Raw genomic sequence first — 23,190 nt, 5'->3', positions numbered from 1 at the left:
CGTTGACGGGGGTCAAGGTCCCCTGGTGAAACGGTGATGTGAGCAGCGGTGGAGAGGTGGCGGACGGCGAGTGGACACGGCTGACAGAACCCCGGCGAAGGGGCCCGGGCCGCATGCGGCCGACGGGCCCGTGGACGTGACCGGCGACGGTCCCATGCGCGCCCCCGGCCGCACCCGGGGCGGCGGACGGGCCAGCGCCTCCATGGCGGACGTGGCCCGGCTGGCGGGTGTCTCGTCGCAGACCGTGTCCCGGGTGTCCAACGGCTACGCGGGCGTCAACGAGGAGACCCGCGGGCAGGTGCTCGCCGCGATGAAGGAACTCGGGTACCGGCCCAACAGCGCGGCCCGCGCGCTCAAACGCGGTGAGTTCCGCACCATCGGCGTCATCACCTTCTCGCTGTCCACCACCGGCAACGTGCGCACCCTGGAGGCGATCGCCAACTCCGCGGCGCACCGGGGGTACGCGGTGACGCTGCTCCCGGTCGCCGTCCCCACCGAGGACGAGGTACGGGGCGCCTTCAGCCGGCTGGAGGAGCTCGCCGTCGACGCGGTGATCGTGATCATGGAGGTCCATCTGCTGGACGCGGCGACCGTCACGCTGCCGCCGCACGTCCAGGTCGTCGTGGCGGACTCCGACGCCGGTGACCGCTACACGGTGGTGGACACCGATCAGGCCGGCGGCAGCCGGGCGGCCGTGCGTCATCTCCTGGACCTGGGACACCGGACCGTATGGCATCTGGGCGGTCCCGAGGGCTCGTTCGCCGCCCAGCGTCGCGCCGACGCCTGGCGGGCCGCCCTCGCCGAGGCCGGCCGCAGCGCGCCGCCGCTGGTGCGGGGCGACTGGTCGGCGGCGTCCGGCTACGAGGTCGGACTCCAACTCGCCGCGCGCGAGGAGTGCACCGCCGTCTTCGCGGCCAACGACCAGATGGCCCTGGGACTGCTGCGTGCCCTCCACGAACGCGGGCGGCGGGTGCCCGAGGACGTCAGTGTGATCGGCTTCGACGACATCGCCGAGGCGAGTTCGTTCCTGCCGCCGCTGACCACCCTCCACCAGGACTTCGCCGAGGTGGGCCGCCTCTGTGTGGAGGCGGTGCTGCGGAAGATGCGCCAGGAAGGACCGGAGCGGGGTACGACGCTGGTGCCGACCCGGCTGGTGCAGCGGGCGAGCACGGCGCCGCCGCCGGACCGCCCCGGGGCGCGCTGACGTCGCGGAGGGCGCGGGGTTCTCGTCCCGGACGTCAGGGGCCCGGGCGGGCGACCGCTCGGCCGTCCGTCGCGGAGGTGTCGAAGGGGCGTCTCGACCTGGAGACGACGGCGGGCGCCTGGTCACGCGCCGGAACCGGGCAGCCGTCAGACGGTGGTGTGCAGTTGGTATACGTTGAACGCCCGCTGGATGACCGGCTGTGCCACGTTCCGCACCCGCACGCCGCCCGCCGTCATCCCGTGCTCGGTGCCCGCGTGGGCGTGGCCGTGGACGGCGAGGTCGGCGCCCGCCGTGTCGATCGCCTCGGCCAGCAGGTAGCTGCCGAGGAACGGAAAGATCTCCGGGGGCTCCCCGGCGAGTGTGTCGGCGACGGGGGAGAAGTGGGTGAGCGCCACCCGCACCTCGCACTCCTGATCCCCGAGCTCTTCCAGGGCGCCGCGCAGACTGTCGGCGCTGCGCCGGGTGGTGCGGACGAACTCCTTCATCAGCGGCTCACCGAACTCCCCGGCGCAGCGCCCCACGAACCCGCCCCCGAAGCCCTTCGTCCCGGCGATCCCGACACGCGCCGGGCCGCACTCCACGACTGTGCCCTCACCCTCCAGCACCCGCACGCCGGCCTCCTGGAGGATGCCCATGACCTTCTCGGGCTGCTCGTCGTGGTGGTCGTGGTTGCCGAGCACAGCGACGACCGGGACCGGCAGCCCCCGTACCTCCTGGGCCACCACCCGCGCCTCCTCCGGAGTGCCGTGCCGGGTGAGGTCCCCGGCCAGCAGCAGCAGGTCGGCGCAGTCGGGCAGGGTCTCGAAGGCGGGACGCAGCAGACCCTGGGTGTCGGGCCCCATGTGGATGTCCCCCACGGCGGCGACGCGGATCATGACAGTTCCTCCGCATGGTCGGGGGAGGCGGCCTCGGCCACCACGACGTCCGTGTGCACCGCGAGCCCGGCCAGCTCCTCGTGGACGGTCCGCAGCAGCGTCTCGCGGCACTGCGCGGAGGGCACCGTGCCGGTGACCACGACCGCCCCGGCCCGCACCTCCGCCCGTACGCCCAGCTCGCCGAGTTCCTCGGCGGCGAGACGGTCGTGCAGGTGGGCGACCCGGTATTCGACGTTCTCGGCGCTTCCGCCCGGGTCGCCGGGGCGGGGTGCGGCGGGCTCGCTCATCGCTGCTCCTTCGCCGGCCGGGGTTCGATGACCTCCAGCCGTTCCAGGAAGTAGAAGAACGCGTCGGGCATCGGGGCGTCGCCGCACGCCTCGCGCACCGCGTCCCAGTCGACCTTCTCGCGCAGGGTGCGGGCGATCGGGAGGACCGCCCCGAAGTCGCAGTGGTGCTCGGAGAAGGCGGCCAGCAGACTGTGCACCAGGTCGGTCGGCGACAGCACCGGCATGAAGACCGAGTCCACCGACAGTTCCCGCGTCCGCTCCAGCAGCTCCGTGGTGACCGGCTGGTGCGCCAACTCGAAGATCAGGTCGACCTGCTGGCCCAGGCAGTCGGCCTTCAGCAGCCAGTCCTCCGGCGGGGTGAACACCTGGACTCCGGACTCGCGCAGGCTCTCGGCGACGGCCTGGGCGTCCTCGGGGCGGATGGCGAAGTCGACGTCGTGCTGGAGGTTCTGGGCGCCGCCGTGGGCGTACACGGCGACACTTCCCGCCAGCGCGAACGGATGACCCTTCCGTTTCAGGATCGTGCCGACCTGTTTGGCGGCCTGCAGGATCGCCTGATTACGGTCCAGGGGTAGATCGCCCGTGAGCACCCTGTTCTGGGGGACGAGCTCGGGATCCCCTGTCGCCGGCCGCAGCTCGGCGACGCCGGCGCGCTGGTCGAGAGTGTTGTCGTCGGCGTGCGGCGCCATCGCTGCCCCTTTCCTGGTCGTCCTGTCACCCGGCCCCGCTCCGGGGGGCCGCAGGCGAGGACCGTGACGGCGAGCCCCGGGTACCCGGGGCTCCGCCTTCGACACGGGCACCGCGCGCGGGATACCGGAGCCGGCCTCTCGCGCGGTGGATCAGGGCACCCGGCGCCATGAACAGCGGAAACGAGCGTCGGGCGGCCCGGGGCACGGTGGACCTTTCCGGTCGTGGCACAAGCGTGCGGGGCGCGGCCCGTCCGGTCGCGCCCCGCAGGTGCCGGCTCCCGCGCCGGTGGATCAGGCGGGCAGTTTGGCGCGCACCCGCCCGGCCGCGGCGGCGGGTCCCGCGGTGGCGCGGACCGAGCGGCGCACCAGGTGGGCCTCACGGCGCAGGTCGTGGGCGGAGTGACGGCCGCGCCACCACAGGGAGGGCCGACCGGCCGTGTCGTCGGCCGCGATCAGCAGACCGCCCAGCATCGAGAGGTTCTTCAGGAAGTGGATGCGCTGCTGGGCGCGCTCCTCGGGGTCCTCCGTCTCCCAGAAGCGGTGGCCCGCCAGCGTGGTGGGCACGAGGGTGGCGGCGATGGCCAGGGCCGCCGGCCGGGGGACACGTCCCATGCCGAGCAGGACGCCCGCCACCACCTGAACGGCACCGCTGAGCCGTACCGCCTGGTCCGTGCGGTCGGGCAGAGCGGAGACGCGTTCGGTGAGAGGGCGTACGACGGGCTCGGCGGCCTCGGCCACCTCCTCGGGGGCACGAACGGAGTTCAGACCGCCGGCGACGAACATGGAAGCGAGCAGGGGGCGGCCGGCCAGGCGTAGGAGACTCATGAGCCCTCCTCGGAGGTTCGAAAGCAAGGACAGAAAGGTGTGGGGCCCGGGTTCCCCACCCCGGCCGCGCTCATTCGACGCACCGCCCGCCGTGACCAAACCACCGCCGCGCCGATCACCCGCCGTCGGGAGGAACCGGCCGCTGGGTGTCCTCTCCGGAGGGGTACTCCTCCGCGAGCTCCCGGACGCCGAGATCCGTGGAGGCGAGGACGGCGCGTCGCCACCGTGCCTTGAGCGCGGCGTCCCCGAGGTCGTCCAGGAGCATCACGAGGGCACGCATGGCGAGGACGTCGGTCACCTTGTCGACCAGGGTGCGTTCCACCAACGGGGCCAGGTCGTCGTGCACGGCGACCGACCCGGCGAGCGTGCTGAGGACCTCACGGCCCCAGAGACCGGGCTTGTTGACGCTCAGGCAGCACTCGTACACCTCGGGGAGCAGGTGGTGGACCACGTCGGGACGATCCGTGCCCACGTCACGCAGCAGGTCCAGGACCGCCAGGGACCCCCGGCCGGAGCGCAGGGACTCCCGGAGCACGGGGACGACGTCGGATCCGAGGAGCCGTTCCCTGGCCGCCGCACGGTCCTGTTCCACTTCGCGCAGTCTCTCCTCGGCGACGAAACGGAGGTGATCCGCTTCGAGATAGGCGCGCCACAGGCGTTCCCCGCCGCTCTCGGCACCGCTCCCGAACCAACCCACGGCCCCTCCCGTCTCCGCCGACCGGGAGAGAGTAGCCGTCAGGCTCGTCGCTCGTCCTCGCGTGCTCGGTCCATGTGCCGCAGACGACGGATCCGGCTCTGGCCGAACCGACTGATCCGGATCAACTGGGCCGTGCGGACGGCCGGATGGCCCTCCCTCTCGTCCCCGAAGGGCCGCCCCCGACAGTCGGCGACATACCCACTGACGGGTGCGGCCGTCCGAGTTCGTTCACTCCCACGGATCAGTCGGCCGAGGCACCGGAGCCCTTCTGCGGGTCAGATGGAGAGCGTGCGAATATCCATCACCGCGGCCCTGAGCCGCTCACGTCTGCTCGTGGCCGCCACTGTGCTCGCCGCCGCGTGCGTCCAACTGGCCCCGGCCGCGGTCTCCGCGGCCCCGGATCCCTCGCCCGTCCGCGGCTCCGCCTTCATGGGCATGGGGGTCGCGGCCCACGACGGCCGCGACGGTCTGCCCCTAGGTACCCGCGCCACCCAGACAGAGGGTGTGGACGTGGCCAGCTACCAGGGCAACGTGTCCTGGTCGACCCTCTGGACCAGCGGAGTGCGCTGGGCCTACGCCAAGGCGACTGAGGGGACGTACTACCGCAACCCCTACTTCAGTCAGCAGTACGCCGGCTCCTACAACCAGGGAATGATCCACGGGGCGTACCACTTCGCGACCCCGGACACCACCGGCGGTGCCACCCAGGCCGACTACTTCGTCGACCACGGCGGCAAGTGGTCCCAGGACGACAAGACCCTGCCCGGCGCACTCGACATCGAGTGGAACCCGTACGGCGACTCCTGCTACGGCAAGTCACCGAGCGCGATGGTCACCTGGATCCGCAACTTCCTGGACCGGTACAAGGCCCGAACCGGCCGGTCCGCCGTGATCTACACGGCCACCACCTGGTGGAGCCAATGCACCGGCAACTACGGCGGGTTCGCCGCCAACCCGCTGTGGATCGCCCGCTACGCCTCGACCGCGGGCACCCTGCCGGCAGGCTGGACCAAGTACACGATGTGGCAGTACACCTCCTCCGGGCCGACGGTCGGCGACCACGACAGGTTCAACGGCTCGGCCGACAAGCTCCGGGCGCTCGCCCATGGCTGATCACCCAGCCCCCACCTTCGAGGAGGTGGTGGAGAAACAGCGTGCGGCGAACCAGGCACACAACCGGGTCGAAGAGCTGCGGCACTCCCTCGGTCCGCCCGCCGAGCACAAGTGGACCAAGCAGCAGACCGTCACCTACGAGACCGCCTGGCGCGCCTGGCGCGACCTCGACCGTGAAGCCCAGTCCACGCTGGCCGAGTACGCCTCGGAACGGGGCCGGTCGCGACAGGAGGTGCAGGCGGACGTGGAGACGACGGTGCGCAGCCGGGACGGCGAATAGCCGGGCGGCACGAGGACGGGGCGGCAGCCCCCGGACGGCACATGAGCCGACCGGGAACTGCCGCCCCGTCCTCGTTGCCGAACCGGCAACTTCATTTGCCGGAGGGGCCGTTACGGCGGAGGCTTCCTTGCGAGACGACCAGCAGTGTTCCGCCCAGGAGGCGCCATGACCCACATCCACCCGACACCGGCCGCCGAGTTCTGGGAGGCCCGCTATCAGGGCGGCGACCGTATCTGGAGCGGTCGGCCCAACGCGCTGCTCGTGCGTGAGGTGACCGGCCTGACGCCGGGCACCGCGCTCGACCTGGGGTGCGGCGAGGGAGCGGACGCGGTGTGGCTGGCCTCGCGCGGCTGGCGGGTCACCGGAGCCGACATCTCCCGTACGGCTCTGGAACGCGCGGCCGGGCACGCCGCCGACGCAGGAGTGGCCGACCGTGTCCGGTGGGAGCGGCACGAGTTGGGCGTGACGTTCCCGGAAGGGTCCTTCGACCTGGTCAGCGCGCAGTTCCTGCAGTCCCCGGTGCCCCTGGACCAGGACCGGGTGCTGCGGCGGGCCGCCGCCGCGGTGGCGCCCGGCGGCACGCTCCTGATCGTCATGCACGGGGGCTGGCCGTCGTGGCAGGACGAACCGCCCTTCGACGTGGAGTTCCCGACGCTGACGGGCGTGCGGGCGGCGCTCGCGCTCCCGGAGGGGGAGTGGTCCTTCACGACCATGGAGAAGGTGCGCAAGCCGAGCGTCTCCCCCGAGGGGATCGAAGGCTTCCGCGAGGACAACGTGTGGCGGATCCAGCGCGCCGGTCACTGACGACCGGCGCCGCCCGCGCTCACCCCGCTCAGATCTCACCCGGTTCCACGCCCGTGCCCGCCCCCGTCACCTCACCGAACCCTGCACCGAGGTCCTCGCCCAGGACCTCCAGCGACATCTCCCGCACCACCTCCAGCGCCGCCGCACGGTCGTGAGGCACCAGACCGATGCGGGTGCGCCGGTCGAGCAGGTCGGCCGGGTCGAGCGCCCCCTCGTGGCGTACCGCCCACAGGAGTTCGGCGCGGGTGACGGGGTGCCCCGGCACCACGGGCTCCCGTAGCCGGGCGTCGCTCTCCCCGAGCGCGTGCACGGCCGCGGCCTCGGTGCCGTAGCGCCGGACCAGGCGCTGTGGCGCCCGCACGCCGCCGAGGGTGTGCGGTGACGCGGCGCCGACGAGCGGCAGCGAGGCGGTGGGGGACGGGCCGGCCATGAGGCGGCGGGCGGCGACGGCGGCGTCGACGGCGTCCTCGGCCATCCGGCGGTAGGTGGTGAGCTTGCCGCCGACCACGGTGACCACGCCGTCCGGCGCGGTCAGCACCGCGTGCCGGCGGGAGATGTCGGCGGTCCCGGCCGCCGTACCGGAGTCCGCCGACGTGTCCAGCAGCGGGCGCAGACCGGCGAACGCCCCTACGACGTCCTCGCGGTGGACGGGCACGTCCAGCACGGAGCCGAGGACGTCGAGCAGGAACCCGATGTCGGACTCCGGGGCCTCGGGCACGTCCGGGACCCCGCCCTCCACGGGTTCGTCGGTGAGCCCGACGTAGACCCGGCCGTCGCCCTGCGGCAGGACCAGGACGAAGCGGTTGCTCTCGCCGGGAACCGGGATGTGCAGCCCCGCGGGCAGTGGGCCGAGGTGCTCCGAGCGCAGGACCAGATGGGTGCCGCGGGACGGTCGTATCCGGATGCCGTCGACCAGGTCCGACGCCCACACACCGGAGGCGTTGATCACCGCCCGTGCCCGGATGTGCCCTTCCCGGCCGGTGAGTTCGTCCCGTACCCGGGCGCCGGAGCCGGTGAGTTCCAGGGCGCGGACCCGGGTCAGGATCAGGGCGCCGTGCGCGGCGGCCGTGCGGGCAAGCGCGGTCACCAGCCGGGCGTCGTCGGTGAGCCGGCCGTCCCAGGACAGCAGGCCGCCGCGCAGGCCGTCGGCGCGCAGTGCCGGAGCCAGGTGGCGGGTCTCCACCGCGGACAGCCGACGCGGCGCGGGCAGAGTGGCCCGGGCCGTGCGGGCCGTCAGACGCAGGGCGTCCCCGGCGCGGAGCCCCGCCCATGCCAGGGCCGCCCGACGGCGCGAGAGAAGCGCGGTCAGCGGCAGCACGAACGGCTGGGCGCCGACCAGGTGGGGCGCGGTGCGCTCCATCAGGACCCCGCGTTCGACGGCGCTCTCGTGGGCCACGTCCCATTGCGCGGAGGCCAGGTACCGCAGACCGCCGTGGATGAGTTTGGAGCTCCAGCGGGACGTGCCGAACGCGAGGTCGTGCGCGTCCACGGCGACGACGCTCAGCCCGCGGGCCGCGGCGTCCAGAGCGGCACCGGCTCCGGTGGCGCCCAGACCGACGACCAGGACGTCCACCACCGGCCCGTCGACGGTGGCGGCCAGCTCCCGCGCCCGCCGGGCGGCACAGAGCGACGACGACGCCGACGACGGGGACCCTGGCGACGCCGATCCTGACGACGGGGACCATGACGACGGAGACACTGGCCGGGCCGCCGGGCCGCCGGTCCGGCTCATGGTGTGAGGGTCCTCTCCAGGATGGTCCGCAGCTCCCCGAGGAAGGCCGCGCCGGTCAGCTCGGGGTCGTCCTCGTCGGTCATGGTCCGCAGGGACAGGGTGAAGGACTGCACGAGCAGCAGCAGGGAGCGCGCCTGCCGTTCGACGTGGCCGGGGCGCACCGACCCGTCGGCGTGCCCCTCCCGCAGCGCCTCCGCCAACAGCCCCAGCAGCGCCGACTGGCTCGCCCCGCGCCGGTCCAGCACGTAGGGGAGGAGCAGTTCGGGATCGACGTCGACGATCTTGCGGAACAGCGGGTGGCCGCGGAAGGCGTCCACCCCGGTCACCAGTCCGTCGACGATCAGGTCCCGGGTCCGCGCGCCGGGGTGGCGTTCGGGCATGGCCCGGGTGGCCACGTCGACCCACTCCCGGGTCATCAGGTCGCCGACCAGGGTGCGTACGTCGGGCCAGCGCCGGTACAGCGTCATCCGGGAGACCCCGGCGCGGCGGGCCACGTCGGTGAGGGTGGTGCGGCGGACGCCGACGGCCAGCACGCAGTCGCGCACCGCGTCGAGGACCGCGTCATCCGAGCTGTTGTGACGAATAGGCGTCATGTGTAACAGTGTAACCACCCCGCAGGTGCCTCGAGGCTCCGAACGGCACATCCCGAATCAACCGGTGAGGACGACAGTCATGGACATGCTGTGGAGCGGCTGGGGCGACCCGGCCAGGGCCCAGCCCCTCCCGGAGCCGGTGATCGGGCTGTTGCGCGACCTGCTCGGGGTCAAGCCGCGCGCCACCGAACCGGTCCCGATGGCGGACATTCCCGTCCCCCCGTCATCCCTGGACGCCGTCGCCCACCAGGCCCTGGCCACCGCCGTCGGCGGCGCGGAGCACGTGCGCACCGACGCTCCGACCCGGATCCGGCACACCCGCGGCAAGTCCACCCCCGACCTGCTGCGGATACGGGACGGCGACGTCGCGGACCTCCCGGCGGCCGTCGTCCTCCCGGCGCGGCACGACGAGGTGCTCGCCGTACTGCGGACATGCACCGAACACGGCTTGGCGGTGGTCCCTTTCGGCGGCGGCACCTCCGTGGTCGGCGGCCTCGCCCCCGGAACGAGGGGCACCTTCGTCGCCCTGGACCTGCGCCGCATGGACCGGCTGCTCGCCCTCGACCCGGTCTCCCGCACCGCGACCCTGCAACCCGGCCTGCGGACCCCGCAGGCCGAGGCGCTCCTGGCCGAACACGGTTTCACCCTCGGCCACTTCCCGCAGTCCTACGAGTGGGCCACCCTCGGCGGTTACGCCGCCACCCGCTCCAGCGGACAGGCGTCCGCGGGCTACGGCCGTTTCGACGAGATGGTGCTCGGACTTACCCTCGCCACCCCCGAAGGCACCCTGGAGGCGGGCCGCGCCCCCCGCTCGGCCGCCGGCCCCGACCTGCGCCAGCTGATCCTCGGGTCCGAGGGCGCGTTCGGTGTCATCACGTCCGTGACCGTCCGGATCCGCCCCGTCCCGCAGATCCGTCACTACGAGGGCTGGCGGTTCGCCTCCTTCGAGGAGGGCGCCGCCGCACTGCGCCGACTCGCCCAGGACGGGCCGCGCCCGACGGTCCTGCGGCTGTCCGACGAGACGGAGACGCTGATCGGCCTTGCCCACCCCGAGGCCATCGGGTCCTCGCCGGCACCGCGGACCGACGGCTGCACGGCCGTCGTCGGCTTCGAGGGCACCCGGGAGGACACCGCGTACCAGCGGGACCGGGCCGCCGCCCTGCTGAGTGCCCACGGCGGAACCTCCCTGGGCGAGGAACCGGGGCGGCGCTGGGCCCACGGCCGCTACTCGGCCCCCTACCTGCGCGACGCCCTCCTCGACGCCGGAGCCTTCGCGGAGACATTGGAGACGGCGGCCTTCTGGTCCCGCGTCCCCGCGCTGTACGCCGCCGTCCGTGAGGCGCTCACCGGCACCCTCACCGACGCCGGTACCCCGCCCCTGGTCATGTGCCACATCTCGCACGTGTACGAGAACGGGGCCTCGCTCTACTTCACCGTGGTCTCCGCCCAGGGCGACGATCCGGTGGCGCACTGGGCCCGGGCCAAGCGCGCCGCGGGCGACGCGATCCTCGCCGCGGGCGGCACGATCAGCCACCACCACGGTGTGGGCACCGACCACCGGGACTGGTACGTCCGGGAGGCGGGCGAGCTCGGCATCCAAGCCCTGCGCGCGGTCAAACGGCGCCTCGACCCCGCCGGACTGCTCAACCCCGGGGTCCTGCTGCCCGCGGACTGACCCTCGCCCGCTACTGTCCGGCCCTCCGGCCCGCCCGGCCGCCCCCCGGCCCCGGCAGGTCCGCACGTCCGGTCATCCTGATACCCGTCCTGCTGTCCTGCCGTTATTCCCCCCTTCCCCCTTCCCCCTTGCCGTCAGCCCCGGAGGCACCCCGATGCGACAGTTCACCGCCGTCGTCAACCCCACCGCGGGTGGATCCACCGGCGCCGCGGCCCTGCTCGCGGTGGCGCGGCTGCTGCGGGAGGCGGGGGCGGAACTGGAGACCGAGTACAGCCGCAGCCTCGCCCACGCCCAGGACATCGCCCGGCAGGCGGGGGAGCGGGGGCGGGTGGTCCTCGCCGTCGGCGGTGACGGCATCACCGGCCGCGTCGGCGGAGCCCTCAGCGGCACCGGCACGCTGTTCGGGCTCGTTCCGGCCGGCCGTGGCAACGACTTCGCGCGGGCGCTGGGACTGCCCGCCGACCCGGTCGGCCTGGCCCGGATCCTGCTGCACCACGAGCCACGCCCGGTCGACGCCATCGAGGTCAGCTCGGCCGTCCACGACCGCACGGTGGTGCTCGGCAGTGTGTACGCGGGAGTGGACGCGCTGGCCAACCGGCACGCCAACCGCGCCGGGCTCCTGCGCGGCACCGCCTCCTACTACGCGGGCGGACTGCGAGCGGTCGCCACCTGGCGACCGGTGCGCTACCGGGTCACCGTCGACGGCGAGGAACATCCGCACACCGGTTACACGGTCGTGGCCGCCAACTCCGGCTACTACGGGTCGGGCCGCCTCGTCGCCCCCGACGCCCGCCTCGACGACGGCTTGCTGGACGTCGTGATGATCCGCGAGGCACCACGCCTGCTGTTCTTCGCCCTGATGAACGACCTCAGGTCCGGAGCCCACGTCCACCGCCCCGAGGTACGCGTCCTGCGAGGCCGGGAGATCCGCTTCGAGGCCGACCGCACCGTGCCCTACGGCGCCGACGGCGAGGTCGAGGCCCAGCTGCCGGTGACGGCCAGAGTGCTGCCCGGAGCGCTCCAGGTGTTGTCCTGACCCTGACCGGTAAACACGGCACATCGGATGGCCGAACGCAATTCTCCGCACGGTTTGGGAATTGCCGAGGCGGCTACCCGAAGGACGACACCGAAGTCGAGATGGCTTGGAGTGAGACAACGTGACCGGAGACCAGAAGGCCAAGGGGAAGAAGGAACAGGCCAAGGGAAAGGCCAAGGAGACGATCGGCCGCGCCGTGGGCAATGAGCGCATGGAGGCCGAGGGCCGCGCCGAACAGTCGAAGGGCGACGCACGTCAGGCCAAGGAGAAGGCGAAGGACGCCTTCAAGCACTGAGCTTTGCGAGCACCGGGAAGTCGGCGGCCGGACATCAGGAAAGCAGCGGCGGGATCCGCGTTCATCGGGCGGGGTCCCGCCCTTTCTGTGTAATCCGGTGACAAAGGGCGGCCGGATGAGCTGAATTCCTGTGAGCACCGCCTGAGCGGGCCGCGGCCCCGGCCCTACCGTCCCGCTATGAAGACGAGTCGCAGCAGAAAAGGAACGTGGCGACGTGCCGCGCTGGCGGTACTGCTGACCGCGGGAACGCTGACAGCCGTCGCTCCCGGGGCCCAGGCACAGGCCGCGCGGACTGAGTCGCCGGTGACGACCTCGGCGCCGGCGGACGGGGTGGTCGAGTCGGTGGTACGGGTCAAGGTGCCGCTTCCGGCGTCCTTCGGGGCGCGACCGGCGGCGTGCGACTGGCTGTCGTACCTGCGCTACCGCTCCTCCGCCGGACCGGCCGCCTCCGCCGACGCCGACCGGGTCCTCCTCGCCCAGCCGGGCATCCTGGAAGGCGCCGGAGCGTTCGACAGCGTCGCCCGCAACACCGTGGCACGCGCCGCCGAGCAGGGCAGCCACATCGAGTTCTGGGCCCTGGACCGGCGCTCCAACTGCCTGGAGGACCGCACCGGCATCGCCTCCGGCGACCAGCACACCTCCGTCGACTACTACTACCGCGGCAAACAGGTCGCCGGCCGTACCTTCGACGGCTACGTCGGCAACGACCGCCTCGGCTGGATGGCGAAGCTCGGCATCGCACAGACCGTCCGTGACGAGTACGACCTGCTGGCCGCCGAACTCCCCGACCAGGAAGTGCGCAGGAACAAGGTGCTGTGCGGCGGGCACTCGCTGGGCGGAGTGATCACCGGGTACTTCGCGACCGCCGACTTCGACGGCGACCGGGCCACCACCGCCGACGCCGGACACAACCAGTGCGCCGGCTACTTCGCCCTCGACACCACCGTCTCCACGTCCCTCGGCGACCTCAGCGGCAGCATCCCCGACGACACCAACCTGCCCGACATCGGCCTCGGCTACGGCGTGGTGCAGGCGGGCCTGGACAGCGGGGTGCTCTCCCGCACCCTGTCCGCGCCGGTCCTGCTCAACCCCGAGACCATGACCCTGCTCGCCATCGCGGGACTCGGCGCGGTCGACGCCCCCGACGGTGAGGCCGACCTGCCCCGCTATCTGCCCGTCAACGTCAACATCGAGGCCACCAACCGCTTCCTGTTCTCCAAGGACACCGCCACCTTCCTCAGCGGCACGCCCGCCGTGAAGGACTTCCGCCTCACCAACGCGGCCGTCCTGGGTGCGCTGATGGACGACAACTCCGTCCCCCTGGCGTTCCTGCAGAGCAGCGTCGGGCTCTTCGACGGCGGACCGATCGCCGACAAGAACTTCCCCGTCGCCAACGGCAGCGCCGCACAACCGGCCCTCTTCGGCACCGAGTACAAGGCCATCCCCGACCGGCCGCACGGCCCGCTGTACACCTGGCGGAACTACGACCGGGTCGGCGACCCCGACGACCCCGGACACCGGTCGGCGGACGGCACCCCCTTCACCGGCGCGGGCAAGGAGGTCACCGACATCCGGGAGCTGGCCCGCAGTCTCGCGCAGCAGCCGCTGGACTTCACCGAGCAGTACTTCCCGACCAAGCTGGTCACCGACCTCCAACTGTGGACCTCGCCGCAGGTGAAGGGGCTGGTCGTGCATCCCGAGGGGCTCACCGCCAACCCGACGCTCACCGTGCTCGCGGGCGACGGGCTGCTGTCGGGCCGGGTCCCGGCCGACCTGCATCCGGTGATCGCCGACGGCTACCAGCACCTCGACGTGCTGACCGCGGCGCCCGTCCAGAACAACGGACAGCCCGAGCCCACCTCCACCAACCTCGCGCGGTTCGCGCGCTCACCCCGATAGGAGACCGCACGCACGGGGGCCCGGGAGGTGATCACCTCCCGGGCCCCCGTGCGTGCGGCTCGGAACGAACGGTCCGGCTCAGAGGCGGCCGGCGGCGAAGGAAGCCGCCGCGTCCGCGTTCGCGGTGTAGCCGAGGTGCGCCCCCACGTCACCCCCTCCGTTCTCACAGACGGGGTCGCCCTTGGCGCAGAAGTCGATGGTGCGGCTCTGGTAGGTCCCGGTGACGCTCTTGCCTATCGCCCGGATCGGGTTGCCGAACAGCAGCACCGAGGAGACCTTCGGTTCGAGGGCGGCGGGGAGGGTGGCGACGATCGGGCTGCCGACCACCGCGCCCGCGCTGCTGATACCGATCGAGTTGTCGACGACGTTCGCGCCCTGCGAATAGCCCACCAGAATGAAACGCTGGTTCGGGCATGCGGCGGCCTGACTCCTGACATGGTTCACGAGGTCCGAGTTGCCCTGCGCCGCCGAGGTCAGGGAAAGGTCCGCCGGATAGTTCACCTTGTAGCTGGAGAGGGTCTTTCCGGTGATTTTCTTCTGGAGGGCGGAATACACCGGGTCGCCGACGATGAAACCGAGCGTGCCCGGTTCGAAGGTGCCGCGGGCCGCCACGACGTCGATGTCGGTGCAGGCCGCGGCCGTTGCTGTGGGGGCCGACAGGGTGGCCAGTCCGGCCCCGCCGACCAGGGAGAGAGCGGCGAGGCACAAGCGAATACGCATGGGGGAATCCTCTGCGTGCGGGGCGCTTGACGCGCCTGCGAAAAGGAACGGTCCCGAACGTATTCGCTTTTCCCGGCGGACTGTTATGCAGCGGATTATGGAATTACGGCGTCTTTTTGTGCCCGCATGAGTATCGTTCCCGGGGGTTTTTCATCGGCTCTCCGCCCCCTGATTCCGCAACTCCTCGGCGCGCAGCGCCAGCACCAGGTCCAGCCGGGTCTCGGGCTCGTGCAGCGCCTGGCCGAAGAGCTTCTCCAGCTGCCGGAGCCGGTAGCGGACCGTCTGCGGGTGCACGTGCAGCCGTGCGGCGACGTCGGGGACGTTGCTGCCGCTGAGCAGCCAGGCCAGCAGTGTCTCGGCGAGCCGGGGACGCTGCCCCGCCGACACGGAGTCGAGCGGGGTGAGGACCCGCGCCTGCACCTGCGCCAGCAGCGGCTCGTCGCCGTACAGCAACAGCGTCGAGAGGTGGTCGTCGCACCGCACCACCCCCTGCCGGGGCAGGATCCCACGGCCCATCAGCCCGAGGGCCCGGCTGGCCCAGCGCAGCGACCGCGGCGCGTCGGTGAGCGCGACCGTCGGCCCGATCGCGGCCGGCCGGCCGCGCAGGGCGAGAGCGAACGCCCGCCCGAACCGGCCGGAGCCGTCCGGATCGGGCACCAGCATGCGCGGCGGCCGGGAGGCCATGTCCACCAGCGCGCCCGCCGCGGCGAGCGGACGGTCCTCCTCGCGCTGCTCCGGGCAGGCCGCGAGCGCGACGACGGCGATCTGCCGCGGCACCGACCAGCGCGCGCCGTGCGCCAGATCGTGCACCGCCTCCAGCGACACCGGACCGTCCCCCAGCAACAGGTCGAGCAGGCGTTTTCGACGCCGCTCCAGCTCGTCCGTGCTGCGCAGCCGGGCCTCCGCGTAGCCGGCGGCCGCCGCCTCGGCGACCTCGTGCACGGTCCGGAAGGCGAGTTCGCCGAGGGTGGCCACGGCCGTCGAGTCCAGCCCGAGTTCCTCCGCCGTACGTCCCATCAGCCGCCAGGCGTGCAGCCCGCCGACCCGCAGCGCGGACTGCAGCGCGTCCAGGCTGCGGCCCTCCAGGGCTTCGCCGCGCCCGAGTTCGTAGTACGTCGCGGCGATCGCGTCGCCTCGTCCGCGTGGATCGGCGATGTGGTCGACGTACAGGGTCAGCGCCTGCACCACCCCGGATCTCAGGTTCTCCCGGTAGGTCCCGTCGGCGGGCCGGGCGTACTGGGGAACCTGCCGTCTGACCTCCTCCTCCACTTCGTCGGCGACCGACTCCAGTTGGTCGCGCAGTACTTTGGCCAGTTCGGGCGGTACCGGTGCGGGTCCGGGGCCGGTCAGATCGCCGTGGGGGGCGGGAACAGCCATCGCGGACACTCCTTTCACCCGGAAGCGGCTCACCCGTGGGGTGTTTCCCATGAGGTGAGGGGGACGTCCCGTGTTGGACGGACGGTCCCTGCGCTCCGTTCCGTGCCCCCATGGCTCCGACATCACTCGGGCAGCCCCAGCGCACGGGCGAGCATCGGCCACGACGCGGCGAACTCCGGCTTCCAGTACGCCCAGTCGTGCCCTCCGCCGTTGTAGAAGTGCGTCGTCACCGAGATGCCGAGCAGGGCCAGCGCGCCGGTGAACAGATGCGCGGAGGGCCACAGCGCACTCTCCAGCACCCCGGGCAGCGGGTCACCGCCGCCGCCCCCGATCCCGCTGCCGTTGGAGACGTACAGGGCGGTGCCGCGCAGGCCCTGGGCACGGGCGCGCGGGTTGAAGTCCCGCCAGGTGAGGAGGTTCAGGATCGGATTGCCCCAGAGCGAGGCGGGCGCCAGGTTCTCGCGGGCCACGATGGTGTCCATGAGGGGCGGCACGCCGGGAGCGGTGGTGTCGAGGATGCCGCTGTAGGAGGCCGCCGCGCCGAACGCGCCGGGATGCCGGGCCGCGTGCGCCATCGCCCCGTACCCGCCGGTCGAGACCCCGGCCACCGCCCGGACCCCCGAGGCCCGGTAGTCGCGGCGCAGCAGTGCGGGCACCTCCTCCAGCTGGAAGGTCTCGTAGTCGGGCCCGTTGCGCCAGGCGGTCGGGATCCCGGTGGGACCGGCGTCCGGCATCGCCACGATCAGCTCGCGGCCCTGGGTGAACGCCTCGATGTCGGTCTCCCGGGTCCAGGAGGTGTAGTCGTCGTGCGCGCCGTGCAGCAGGTACAGGACCGGATACGTGCGGTTCGGCTGACTGGCGAAGGACGACGGCAGGATCAGCCGGACGGGCGCGCTGCGGCCCAGCGCCGCGGAGGGCACGGACACGTCCAGGGTGCGCGGCCCGATCCGGGTCGCGGCCCGGGCGCGCCCGGCTGCGAACAGGACGGTCAGCCCGGCGGCGGCCGCCGCTCTGGTGACGGTGCGTCGGGACACGGGGGTGGAGTGGGGGGACATGGCGGCTCCTAGATTTCCGGCTCGGGGTTCCCGTCGCGGCCGGGCCGCTCGGGGTCCGGTTCAGTGGGTCGGCTCGGCGAGCACCCGCCGCAGGTGTACGGCGATCTCGTCGACCTGCGGCGGATCGAGCAGTGACAGATGGTGTCCGGGTACCGGGACCACCTCCAGACGCGGGCACACCTCGTCCCAGCCCAGCGCCTCGTCCGCGCGTTCGTACGCCGGGTCGCGCACGGTGTGCGGTGCCGCGTCGAGGGCCCGGTACAGCAGCACCCGCCCGTCGTACCGGCCCGGCCGGTGGGCCTCGCCGATCCGCAGGTCCAGATAGGAGGACCGCTGGTGCTCCAGCGCGGCGGGCGGCACGTCGGCGACCTCGCGCACGGCCCGCAGCACGGTGTCGATGCGCTCGCCGTCGTCGTCCACGGCCACCAGGTCGTCGTACGGCAGCGTCAGCGGGACGCCGTAGGTGTCGCCGATGTACCGGGCGAACCCGGTGAGGTGGGCGCGGATCCGGTCGGCCGGGGTGTGGCCGGGCCGGGGGAGGGGCCGTACGGAGTCGATGAGCACCACCAGGTCCACGGCGCGTCCGGCGGCGGTCAGCTGCCGTGCGGTCTCCTGGGCGACGAAGCCGCCGAAGGACCAACCGCCCAGCAGACAGGGGCCGTCGGGATGCGCGGCGGCGACGGCCTCGGCACACCGGCGTGCCTTGTCCGCCACCGTGCCTGCACCCTCCTGCCGCTCCAGCCCGTACACCGGCCGGTCGTCCCCGAGCCGTTCGACGAGTCGCCGGTAGACGTCGGTCGAGCCGCCCGCGGCGTGGAAGAGGAAGAGGGGAGGCCGAGAGCCGGTGCCGCGCAGCACCTTCAACGGGGAGTCCCCGCCCGTCGCCGAACGCGCCGCCGACCCCGAGGGCGCCGTACCCGAAGCCCCCGAAGGAGACGCGGCCGACGGCGGGAGGCTGCGCCGGATCCGCTCGGCCGCCTCCGCGACGGTTCCGGAGGCGAGCAGGTCACGCAGCGGCAGCTCGACCCCGAACTCGCACTGCAGGGCCGCCCGGATCCGGACCGCCATGAGCGAGTCCAGTCCGAGGTCCGCCCACGCCGTGCCGGGTGTGACGCGCGCCGACGGGTGCCCGGTGACGGCGGCGACGTGATGCCTCAGACGGTCCACTACGGAAGCGGAACGGGAGTCGGAACGGGAGTCGGAATGGGCGTCGGCATCAGATCCGGGCCCGGCCCCGGGCACCGTCGCACCCCGCGCCGGAGGCGGCGCGTCGGTCGGCTCGCTGCGACGGTCCCGGACGCCGTCCGTCCACCAGTGCCGCACATGCCGCCACCGCGGGGCGGGCACGTCGACCACCCGGCCGGACGGCACCGGCAGCCGCAGCCCCGCGGTGTACAGGGCGCCGAGCTGTGCGGTGAACGCGGCCGAGTCGTCGCCGCCCCGGCGCAGGGTGCCGATGACGAACGCGTCCGCGACGGTGTCGGCGACGGCCTGCCCGAGGACCGGGTGGGGGGAGATCTCGACGAACGCGGTGTGACCGTCCTGCGCGGCCGCCGCCACCGCCCGGTCCAGACGCACTGGCCGTCGCAGGTTGGCGGCCCAGTGGGCGGCGTCGAAACGGGAGACGCCGCGCGGGTCGTCGAGGACGGTGGAGTAGACGGGAACGCGCGGCGCCCGTCCCCGCAGCCCGGCCAGGGCCTCCGTCAGCTCCGGCAGCAGCGCGTCGACCTGCGGTGAGTGCCCCGCGCCGACCACCCGCATGACCCGGGCGGCCCGGCCCCGCTCCTCCAGCCGCCGCACGAACGCGGCCACGTCCGGCTCCCGCCCGGTCACGACCTTCTGCCGGGGCGAGGAGTGCACGGCGACATGCACGCCCGGGAAGTCCCGGCGCAGTCCGTCCAGTTCGTCGTCGGGTACGTCGACCACGGCCATCGCGCCCCCGCTCAGCCCACTGAGCAGCCGGGCGCGTACGGCGACGATCCGGGCCGCGTCCGGCACGTCCAGGGCGCCCGCGCACACGGCGGCGGCCACCTCGCCCAGGGAATGGCCGATCACGGCCACGGGCTCCACGCCCCGGGAACGCCACAACTCGGCGAGCGCCACCTGAAGCCCGAACAGGACCGGCTGAGCCACCTCCAGCCGGTCGAGATCACCGCCGGTCGCCAGGTGGTCGTAGAGCGACAGCCCGCACTCCGCGGCGAGCTGCGGGTCCAGTTTCTCCACGGCGGCGGCGAAGGCGGGTTCCTCCGCCAGCAGTCGCCGTCCCATGCCGGCCCACTGGCTGCCGTACCCGGAGAACACCCACACCGGGCCGCGCCCGACGCGGTCGCGCTCGCCTGTGACGACCCGCGCGTGGGACCGCTGACGTGCCAACGCGCCCAGCGCGTCCGCGAGTTCGGCCCGGTCACGGGCGGTCACGGTGGCGCGCGCCCGCCCGCGGCCGGTGCGTCCGGTGAGGGTGCGGGCCAGGTCGGCGAGGCGAGCGGTGGAGCCCTCGGGGGTGTGCAGCCAGTCGGAGATCCGGCTCGCGGTGTCGCGGACCCGTTCGAAGTCCACGTCCGACAGCGGGAAAAGCTGGGCGACGGGCTCCCCGCCCGCGTCCGGAACCAGGGCCCCGGGCCGCCATTCCTCCAGTACGGCATGGGCGTTGGTGCCGCCGAACCCGAAGCCGGAGACACCGGCCGTGGCCGTGCCGCCGTAGCGGGGCCACGGCTCGGGCTCCGTGACCACCCGCAGCCGTTCCTCGCCCAGGGCGCTGCCGTCCGCGCAGTGCAGGGACGGCGGGATGCGGTCGTGGTGGAGGGCCAGCACCGTCTTCACCAGGCCCGCGATGCCCGCCGCTGACTCCAGATGGCCGAGGTTTCCCTTCACCGAGCCGACCAGCAGCGGCTGGTCGGGGTCGCGGCCTGGGCCGAGCACCGCGTCGAGCGCGCCGGCCTCGATCGGGTCGCCGAGCGGGGTGCCGGTGCCGTGCGCCTCGACGTAGTCGACGGACGCCGCGGCGAGACCGGCCCGCGCGTACGCGGTGTTCAACACGGCCCGCTGGGCGGCCGGGTTGGGTGCCATCAGGCCGCCGGAACGGCCGTCGGAGTTGACGGCCGTGGCGCGGATGACGGCCAGCACGCGGTCGCCGTCCCGCTCGGCGTCCGACAGCCGCTTCAGCAGGACGGCCGCGCAGCCCTCGCCGCGGCCGATGCCGTCGGCGGCGGCCGAGAACGGCTTGCACCGGCCGTCCGGCGCCAGCGCGCCCGCCCGTTGGAACGCCAGGGTGACCGTCGGGGACAGCAGCAGGTTGACGCCGGCCGCGATCGCCGTGTCGCTCTCGCCGGTGCGCAGGCTGACGCAGGCGTGGTGCACGGCGACCAGCGAGGAGGAGCAGGCGGTGTCCACGGCCATGCTCGGACCCCGGGTGTCCAGGACGTAGGCCAGCCGCCCCGCCGCCACGCTGAGGGCCGCGCCGGCCGGCGCCCAGGGATCGACGGCGGCCGGGTCGGCGCCGGTGAGCTGCCCGTACTCCGGAGCGGAGATCCCGACGAAGACACCGGTGGCGGTACCGGCGAGGGACGCGGCCGGGACGGCCGCGTGGGCGAGCGCCTCGTGGACCACCTCCAGGAGGATCCGCTGCTGAGGGTCCATCACGGCGGCCTCACGCGGGGTGATGTGGAAGAAGTCCGCGTCGAACCCGGCGATCTCGTCGAGATAGCCGCCGTACGCGGGCACGTCGGCGGGCGGGAACGGGGTGAAGTCGCGCCACCGGTCCTCGGGCACCCGGCGGATCGCGTCGGTGCCCTCGTCCAGCAGCCGCCAGTAGTCGGCGGGCCCGTGCACCGCGCCGGGCAGCCGGCAGCCGACCCCGACGACCGCGACGGGCTCGTAGGGCTGGTAGGGCTCGCCGGACCGGCCGGGCGCCGACCGGTCCTCGACGGGGACCGGATCATCCTCCGCCTCGCCGCACAGCCGCGCCACCAGGGCGTCACCGGTGGGTGTCTCCCACAGCAGCGTCGACGGCAGTTCGCGGCCCAGCAGATACGACAGTTCCCCGGCCAGGGCGACCGCGTCCCGGGAGGACATGCCGAGGTCCGCGAGTGGCCGGTCCATCGCGACCGACCCGACCGGCGTGTCGTTCCAGGCGGCCACCCGCTCGGCGATCAGGCGGCGCAGCGCGGCCTCGCCGACGGCCCTCATCGCGCGTCCTCCGGCGCCCCGCCGGCCTCGGTGAAGGCGCCCGTGAGATAGCGCGCCCGGGTCAACGCCCGGGACACCTTCCCGCTGGACGTCCGGGGCACCGCCCCCGGCGGCACGAGGACGACGTCGGCGAGGCGCAGCCCGTGCCGGGTGGACACCGCCCCGCGCACCGCCCGCACCAGGGCCGGTACGTCGATCTCGGACACGCGGGTGGACCGGGTGTGCTCGGCCACCACCACGACCCGCTCGCCGGTCGGTCCGGGGACGGAGAAGGCGGCGAGCCGGTCCCGGCGCACGGCCGGATGCGTGTCCTGGACGGTGGCCTCGATGTCCTGCGGATAGTGGTTGCGCCCGTCGACGACGATGAGGTCCTTCAGCCGCCCGGTGACGACCAGCCGGCCGTCCAGAACCGTCCCCAGATCGCCCGTGCGCAACCACCGGCCCCCTCCGGCCGCGGGGTCCGCGGACCCGGTCCGCTCGGCAGGGTCGGCCGGCCCGGTGCCGAACACGCGGCGGCTCTCGGTGGCCCGGTTCCAGTAGCCGCGGCCGATGTTGGGGCCCTGCACCCGGATCTCCCCGATCTCCCCCTCGGACAGGACCGTGCCGGTCTCCGGGTCGGTGACGCGCAGCCGTTGGCCCGCCGGGGTGCCGCAGCCCGCGAGCAGGACGGCCGTCGGGTCGTCGGGGCGGGCGGGCAGGGCCTTTCCGGAGGCGAGGGCGTCCCGGTCGAGCGCGAACCGGCGCACCGGCTCACCGGGCCGGGCGGCGCTGACGAACACGGTCGCCTCGGCCAGCCCGTACGACGGGCAGTGGACGTCCGCGGGAAGTCCCTGCGCGGCGAACGCGGCGTGGAAGCGGTCGACGGTGGCGGGGCGCACCGGCTCGCTCCCGTTGATCAGCGCGGCGACCCCGCCCAGCCGCAGTTCGGCCTTCTGCTCAGGGGTGACGGCCGAGGCGCAGTAGTCGTAGGCGAAGTTGGGTGCGGCGCTGATCGCCTGCGGATGCGCGGCGAGCAGTCGCAGCCAGCGCGCCGGCTGGTGCAGGAACGCGGCCGGGTCCATCAGCACCGAGGGCACCCCGCGGGCGACGGGAGCGGCGACGCTCAGCACCAGCCCCATGTCGTGGTACAGCGGCAGCCAGCCCACGCAGGTCACCGGACGCGTGTCGGCCCCGTAGGCGGTCAGTGCCTGCCAGGCGTTGGCGACGACGTTCCCGTGGGTGATCTCCACGCCTGCCGGCGCCCGGGTCGACCCCGAGGTGTACTGCAGGTAGGCGATCGCGTCCTCGTCCACCGTGACCGGACGCCAGTCCCCGGCGGCGGAGTCGGGCACGTCGTCCACGGCGACGACCCGTACCGCGGCGCGGTCGCAGAAGTCCCGCACCTCCGCGCGGACGTGGCTGGTGGTCACCACGACGGTGGGCGTGGCGTCGGCCAGCACCCCCGACAGCCGGTCGGCGTGCCCCGGCAGGCTCGGCGGATACAGCGGTACGGCGACCAGCCCGGCCGCCAGCGTCGCCAGGAACCCGGTGACGTACTCCGTGCCCTGGGGGCACAGCAGCGCGACCCGTGCCCCGGGTTCGGCCTCGGCGGCGAGATGGGCGGCCACCGCCCGTACCCGCGTGTCCAGGCGCCGCCAGGTCAGGGTGCGGTGGACGCCGCGCGAGTGCGGGTCGGGATGGTCGACGAAGGTGAACGCCCGGCGGTCGGGCGTGGTCTCGGCCCAGTGCCACACGTACTCCGGCAGGGTCCGGCACGGGGGCGCGAGCGGGGGGCGGCGGCTGTCCATGGGTGGCGTGGCTCCTCACGACGCGGGGGGCGGCTCGCGGGTGACGCGGGTCGGTCGGGCGG

General features: G+C 73.5%; 20 protein-coding genes. 8 read left to right on the top strand and 12 right to left on the bottom strand.

Annotated features, from left to right (window positions below):
- The first annotated feature begins 154 nt into the window (after positions 1–154).
- Positions 155–1,204, top strand: coding sequence for a LacI family DNA-binding transcriptional regulator (locus tag ACFYRY_RS25030; protein ID WP_389150281.1), 1,050 nt, complete (start codon positions 155–157; stop codon positions 1,202–1,204).
- Positions 1,205–1,350: 146 nt separating this feature from the next.
- On the opposite strand, the gene ACFYRY_RS25025 is transcribed toward ACFYRY_RS25030, so the two are convergent.
- From ACFYRY_RS25025 to ACFYRY_RS25005, 5 genes are all read right to left on the bottom strand, one after another.
- Positions 1,351–2,079: a metallophosphoesterase gene (locus tag ACFYRY_RS25025; RefSeq protein WP_389149674.1), complete on the bottom strand. Its 729-nt coding sequence runs from the start codon at positions 2,077–2,079 to the stop codon at positions 1,351–1,353.
- Positions 2,076–2,366, bottom strand: coding sequence for a BON domain-containing protein (locus ACFYRY_RS25020; protein ID WP_389149671.1), 291 nt, complete (start codon positions 2,364–2,366; stop codon positions 2,076–2,078). The genes ACFYRY_RS25025 and ACFYRY_RS25020 overlap by 4 nt, the downstream gene beginning before the upstream one ends.
- Positions 2,363–3,055: a nucleotidyltransferase family protein gene (locus ACFYRY_RS25015; protein ID WP_389149669.1), complete on the bottom strand. Its 693-nt coding sequence runs from the start codon at positions 3,053–3,055 to the stop codon at positions 2,363–2,365. The genes ACFYRY_RS25020 and ACFYRY_RS25015 overlap by 4 nt, the downstream gene beginning before the upstream one ends.
- Before the next feature lie 291 nt (positions 3,056–3,346).
- A complete protein-coding gene (locus tag ACFYRY_RS25010) occupies positions 3,347–3,880 on the bottom strand; it encodes a DoxX family protein (protein WP_389149666.1) in 534 nt (177 codons plus the stop codon).
- A 115-nt stretch (positions 3,881–3,995) separates the two neighbouring features.
- Positions 3,996–4,577 carry a hypothetical protein gene (locus ACFYRY_RS25005; RefSeq protein ID WP_389149664.1) on the bottom strand — a complete coding sequence of 194 codons (582 nt, stop codon included), beginning with the start codon at positions 4,575–4,577 and terminating at the stop codon, positions 3,996–3,998.
- Between the two features lie 279 nt (positions 4,578–4,856).
- Here ACFYRY_RS25005 and ACFYRY_RS25000 point away from each other — a divergent pair, with 279 nt between their 5' ends.
- The 3 genes from ACFYRY_RS25000 (at position 4,857) to ACFYRY_RS24990 (ending at position 6,774) form a co-directional block, all read left to right on the top strand.
- Complete coding sequence (locus tag ACFYRY_RS25000) at positions 4,857–5,690, top strand: lysozyme (RefSeq protein WP_389149661.1); 834 nt, start codon at positions 4,857–4,859, stop codon at positions 5,688–5,690.
- On the top strand, positions 5,683–5,970 hold the full coding sequence (locus ACFYRY_RS24995) for a hypothetical protein (RefSeq protein ID WP_389149658.1): 288 nt from the start codon (positions 5,683–5,685) through the stop codon (positions 5,968–5,970). The genes ACFYRY_RS25000 and ACFYRY_RS24995 overlap by 8 nt, the downstream gene beginning before the upstream one ends.
- Positions 5,971–6,135: 165 nt before the next feature.
- On the top strand, positions 6,136–6,774 hold the full coding sequence (locus ACFYRY_RS24990; RefSeq protein ID WP_389149656.1) for an SAM-dependent methyltransferase: 639 nt from the start codon (positions 6,136–6,138) through the stop codon (positions 6,772–6,774).
- Between the two features lie 28 nt (positions 6,775–6,802).
- On the opposite strand, the gene ACFYRY_RS24985 is transcribed toward ACFYRY_RS24990, so the two are convergent.
- Entirely contained in the window at positions 6,803–8,506 is a 1,704-nt protein-coding gene (locus tag ACFYRY_RS24985) for a glycerol-3-phosphate dehydrogenase/oxidase (protein ID WP_389149654.1), read from the bottom strand.
- The gene (locus tag ACFYRY_RS24980) at positions 8,503–9,099 is read right to left on the bottom strand and encodes a TetR/AcrR family transcriptional regulator (RefSeq protein ID WP_389149652.1); all 597 of its coding nucleotides are present in this window, start codon (positions 9,097–9,099) and stop codon (positions 8,503–8,505) included. Before ACFYRY_RS24980 ends, ACFYRY_RS24985 begins: the two co-directional genes overlap by 4 nt.
- 79 nt (positions 9,100–9,178) lie before the next feature.
- Between ACFYRY_RS24980 and ACFYRY_RS24975 the strand changes: the two genes are divergently transcribed.
- The 4 genes from ACFYRY_RS24975 to ACFYRY_RS24960 all read left to right on the top strand — a co-directional run bounded on the left by ACFYRY_RS24975 (position 9,179) and on the right by ACFYRY_RS24960 (position 14,004).
- On the top strand, positions 9,179–10,774 hold the full coding sequence (locus ACFYRY_RS24975) for an FAD-binding oxidoreductase (RefSeq protein ID WP_389149650.1): 1,596 nt from the start codon (positions 9,179–9,181) through the stop codon (positions 10,772–10,774).
- 154 nt (positions 10,775–10,928) lie between these two features.
- Positions 10,929–11,810, top strand: coding sequence for a diacylglycerol/lipid kinase family protein (locus ACFYRY_RS24970; RefSeq protein WP_389149648.1), 882 nt, complete (start codon positions 10,929–10,931; stop codon positions 11,808–11,810).
- Between the two features lie 121 nt (positions 11,811–11,931).
- Entirely contained in the window at positions 11,932–12,105 is a 174-nt protein-coding gene (locus tag ACFYRY_RS24965) for a CsbD family protein (RefSeq protein WP_389149645.1), read from the top strand.
- A 177-nt stretch (positions 12,106–12,282) separates the two neighbouring features.
- Positions 12,283–14,004 (top strand): hypothetical protein, encoded by a 1,722-nt coding sequence (locus ACFYRY_RS24960; protein WP_389149642.1) that lies wholly within the window; start codon positions 12,283–12,285, stop codon positions 14,002–14,004.
- Positions 14,005–14,082: 78 nt separating this feature from the next.
- Here the strand turns inward: ACFYRY_RS24960 and ACFYRY_RS24955 are convergent, their stop codons facing one another.
- From ACFYRY_RS24955 to ACFYRY_RS24935, 5 genes are all read right to left on the bottom strand, one after another.
- On the bottom strand, positions 14,083–14,724 hold the full coding sequence (locus ACFYRY_RS24955; protein ID WP_389149639.1) for a cutinase family protein: 642 nt from the start codon (positions 14,722–14,724) through the stop codon (positions 14,083–14,085).
- Positions 14,725–14,874: 150 nt separating this feature from the next.
- Positions 14,875–16,101 carry a PucR family transcriptional regulator gene (locus tag ACFYRY_RS24950; protein WP_389149636.1) on the bottom strand — a complete coding sequence of 409 codons (1,227 nt, stop codon included), beginning with the start codon at positions 16,099–16,101 and terminating at the stop codon, positions 14,875–14,877.
- Positions 16,102–16,223: 122 nt separating this feature from the next.
- On the bottom strand, positions 16,224–17,156 hold the full coding sequence (locus tag ACFYRY_RS24945; protein WP_389149633.1) for an alpha/beta hydrolase: 933 nt from the start codon (positions 17,154–17,156) through the stop codon (positions 16,224–16,226).
- Between the two features lie 60 nt (positions 17,157–17,216).
- Positions 17,217–21,341, bottom strand: coding sequence for an acyltransferase domain-containing protein (locus tag ACFYRY_RS24940; RefSeq protein ID WP_389149630.1), 4,125 nt, complete (start codon positions 21,339–21,341; stop codon positions 17,217–17,219).
- A complete protein-coding gene (locus ACFYRY_RS24935) occupies positions 21,338–23,128 on the bottom strand; it encodes a fatty acyl-AMP ligase (protein WP_389149627.1) in 1,791 nt (596 codons plus the stop codon). The genes ACFYRY_RS24940 and ACFYRY_RS24935 overlap by 4 nt, the downstream gene beginning before the upstream one ends.
- Between the last annotated feature and the right edge of the window lie 62 nt (positions 23,129–23,190).

Source organism: Streptomyces sp. NPDC005263 (assembly GCF_042872365.1).
GTDB lineage: Bacteria > Actinomycetota > Actinomycetes > Streptomycetales > Streptomycetaceae > Streptomyces.
The sequence above is the reverse complement of the archived record's forward strand: the minus strand, read 5'-3'. Positions and strand labels throughout refer to the sequence as shown.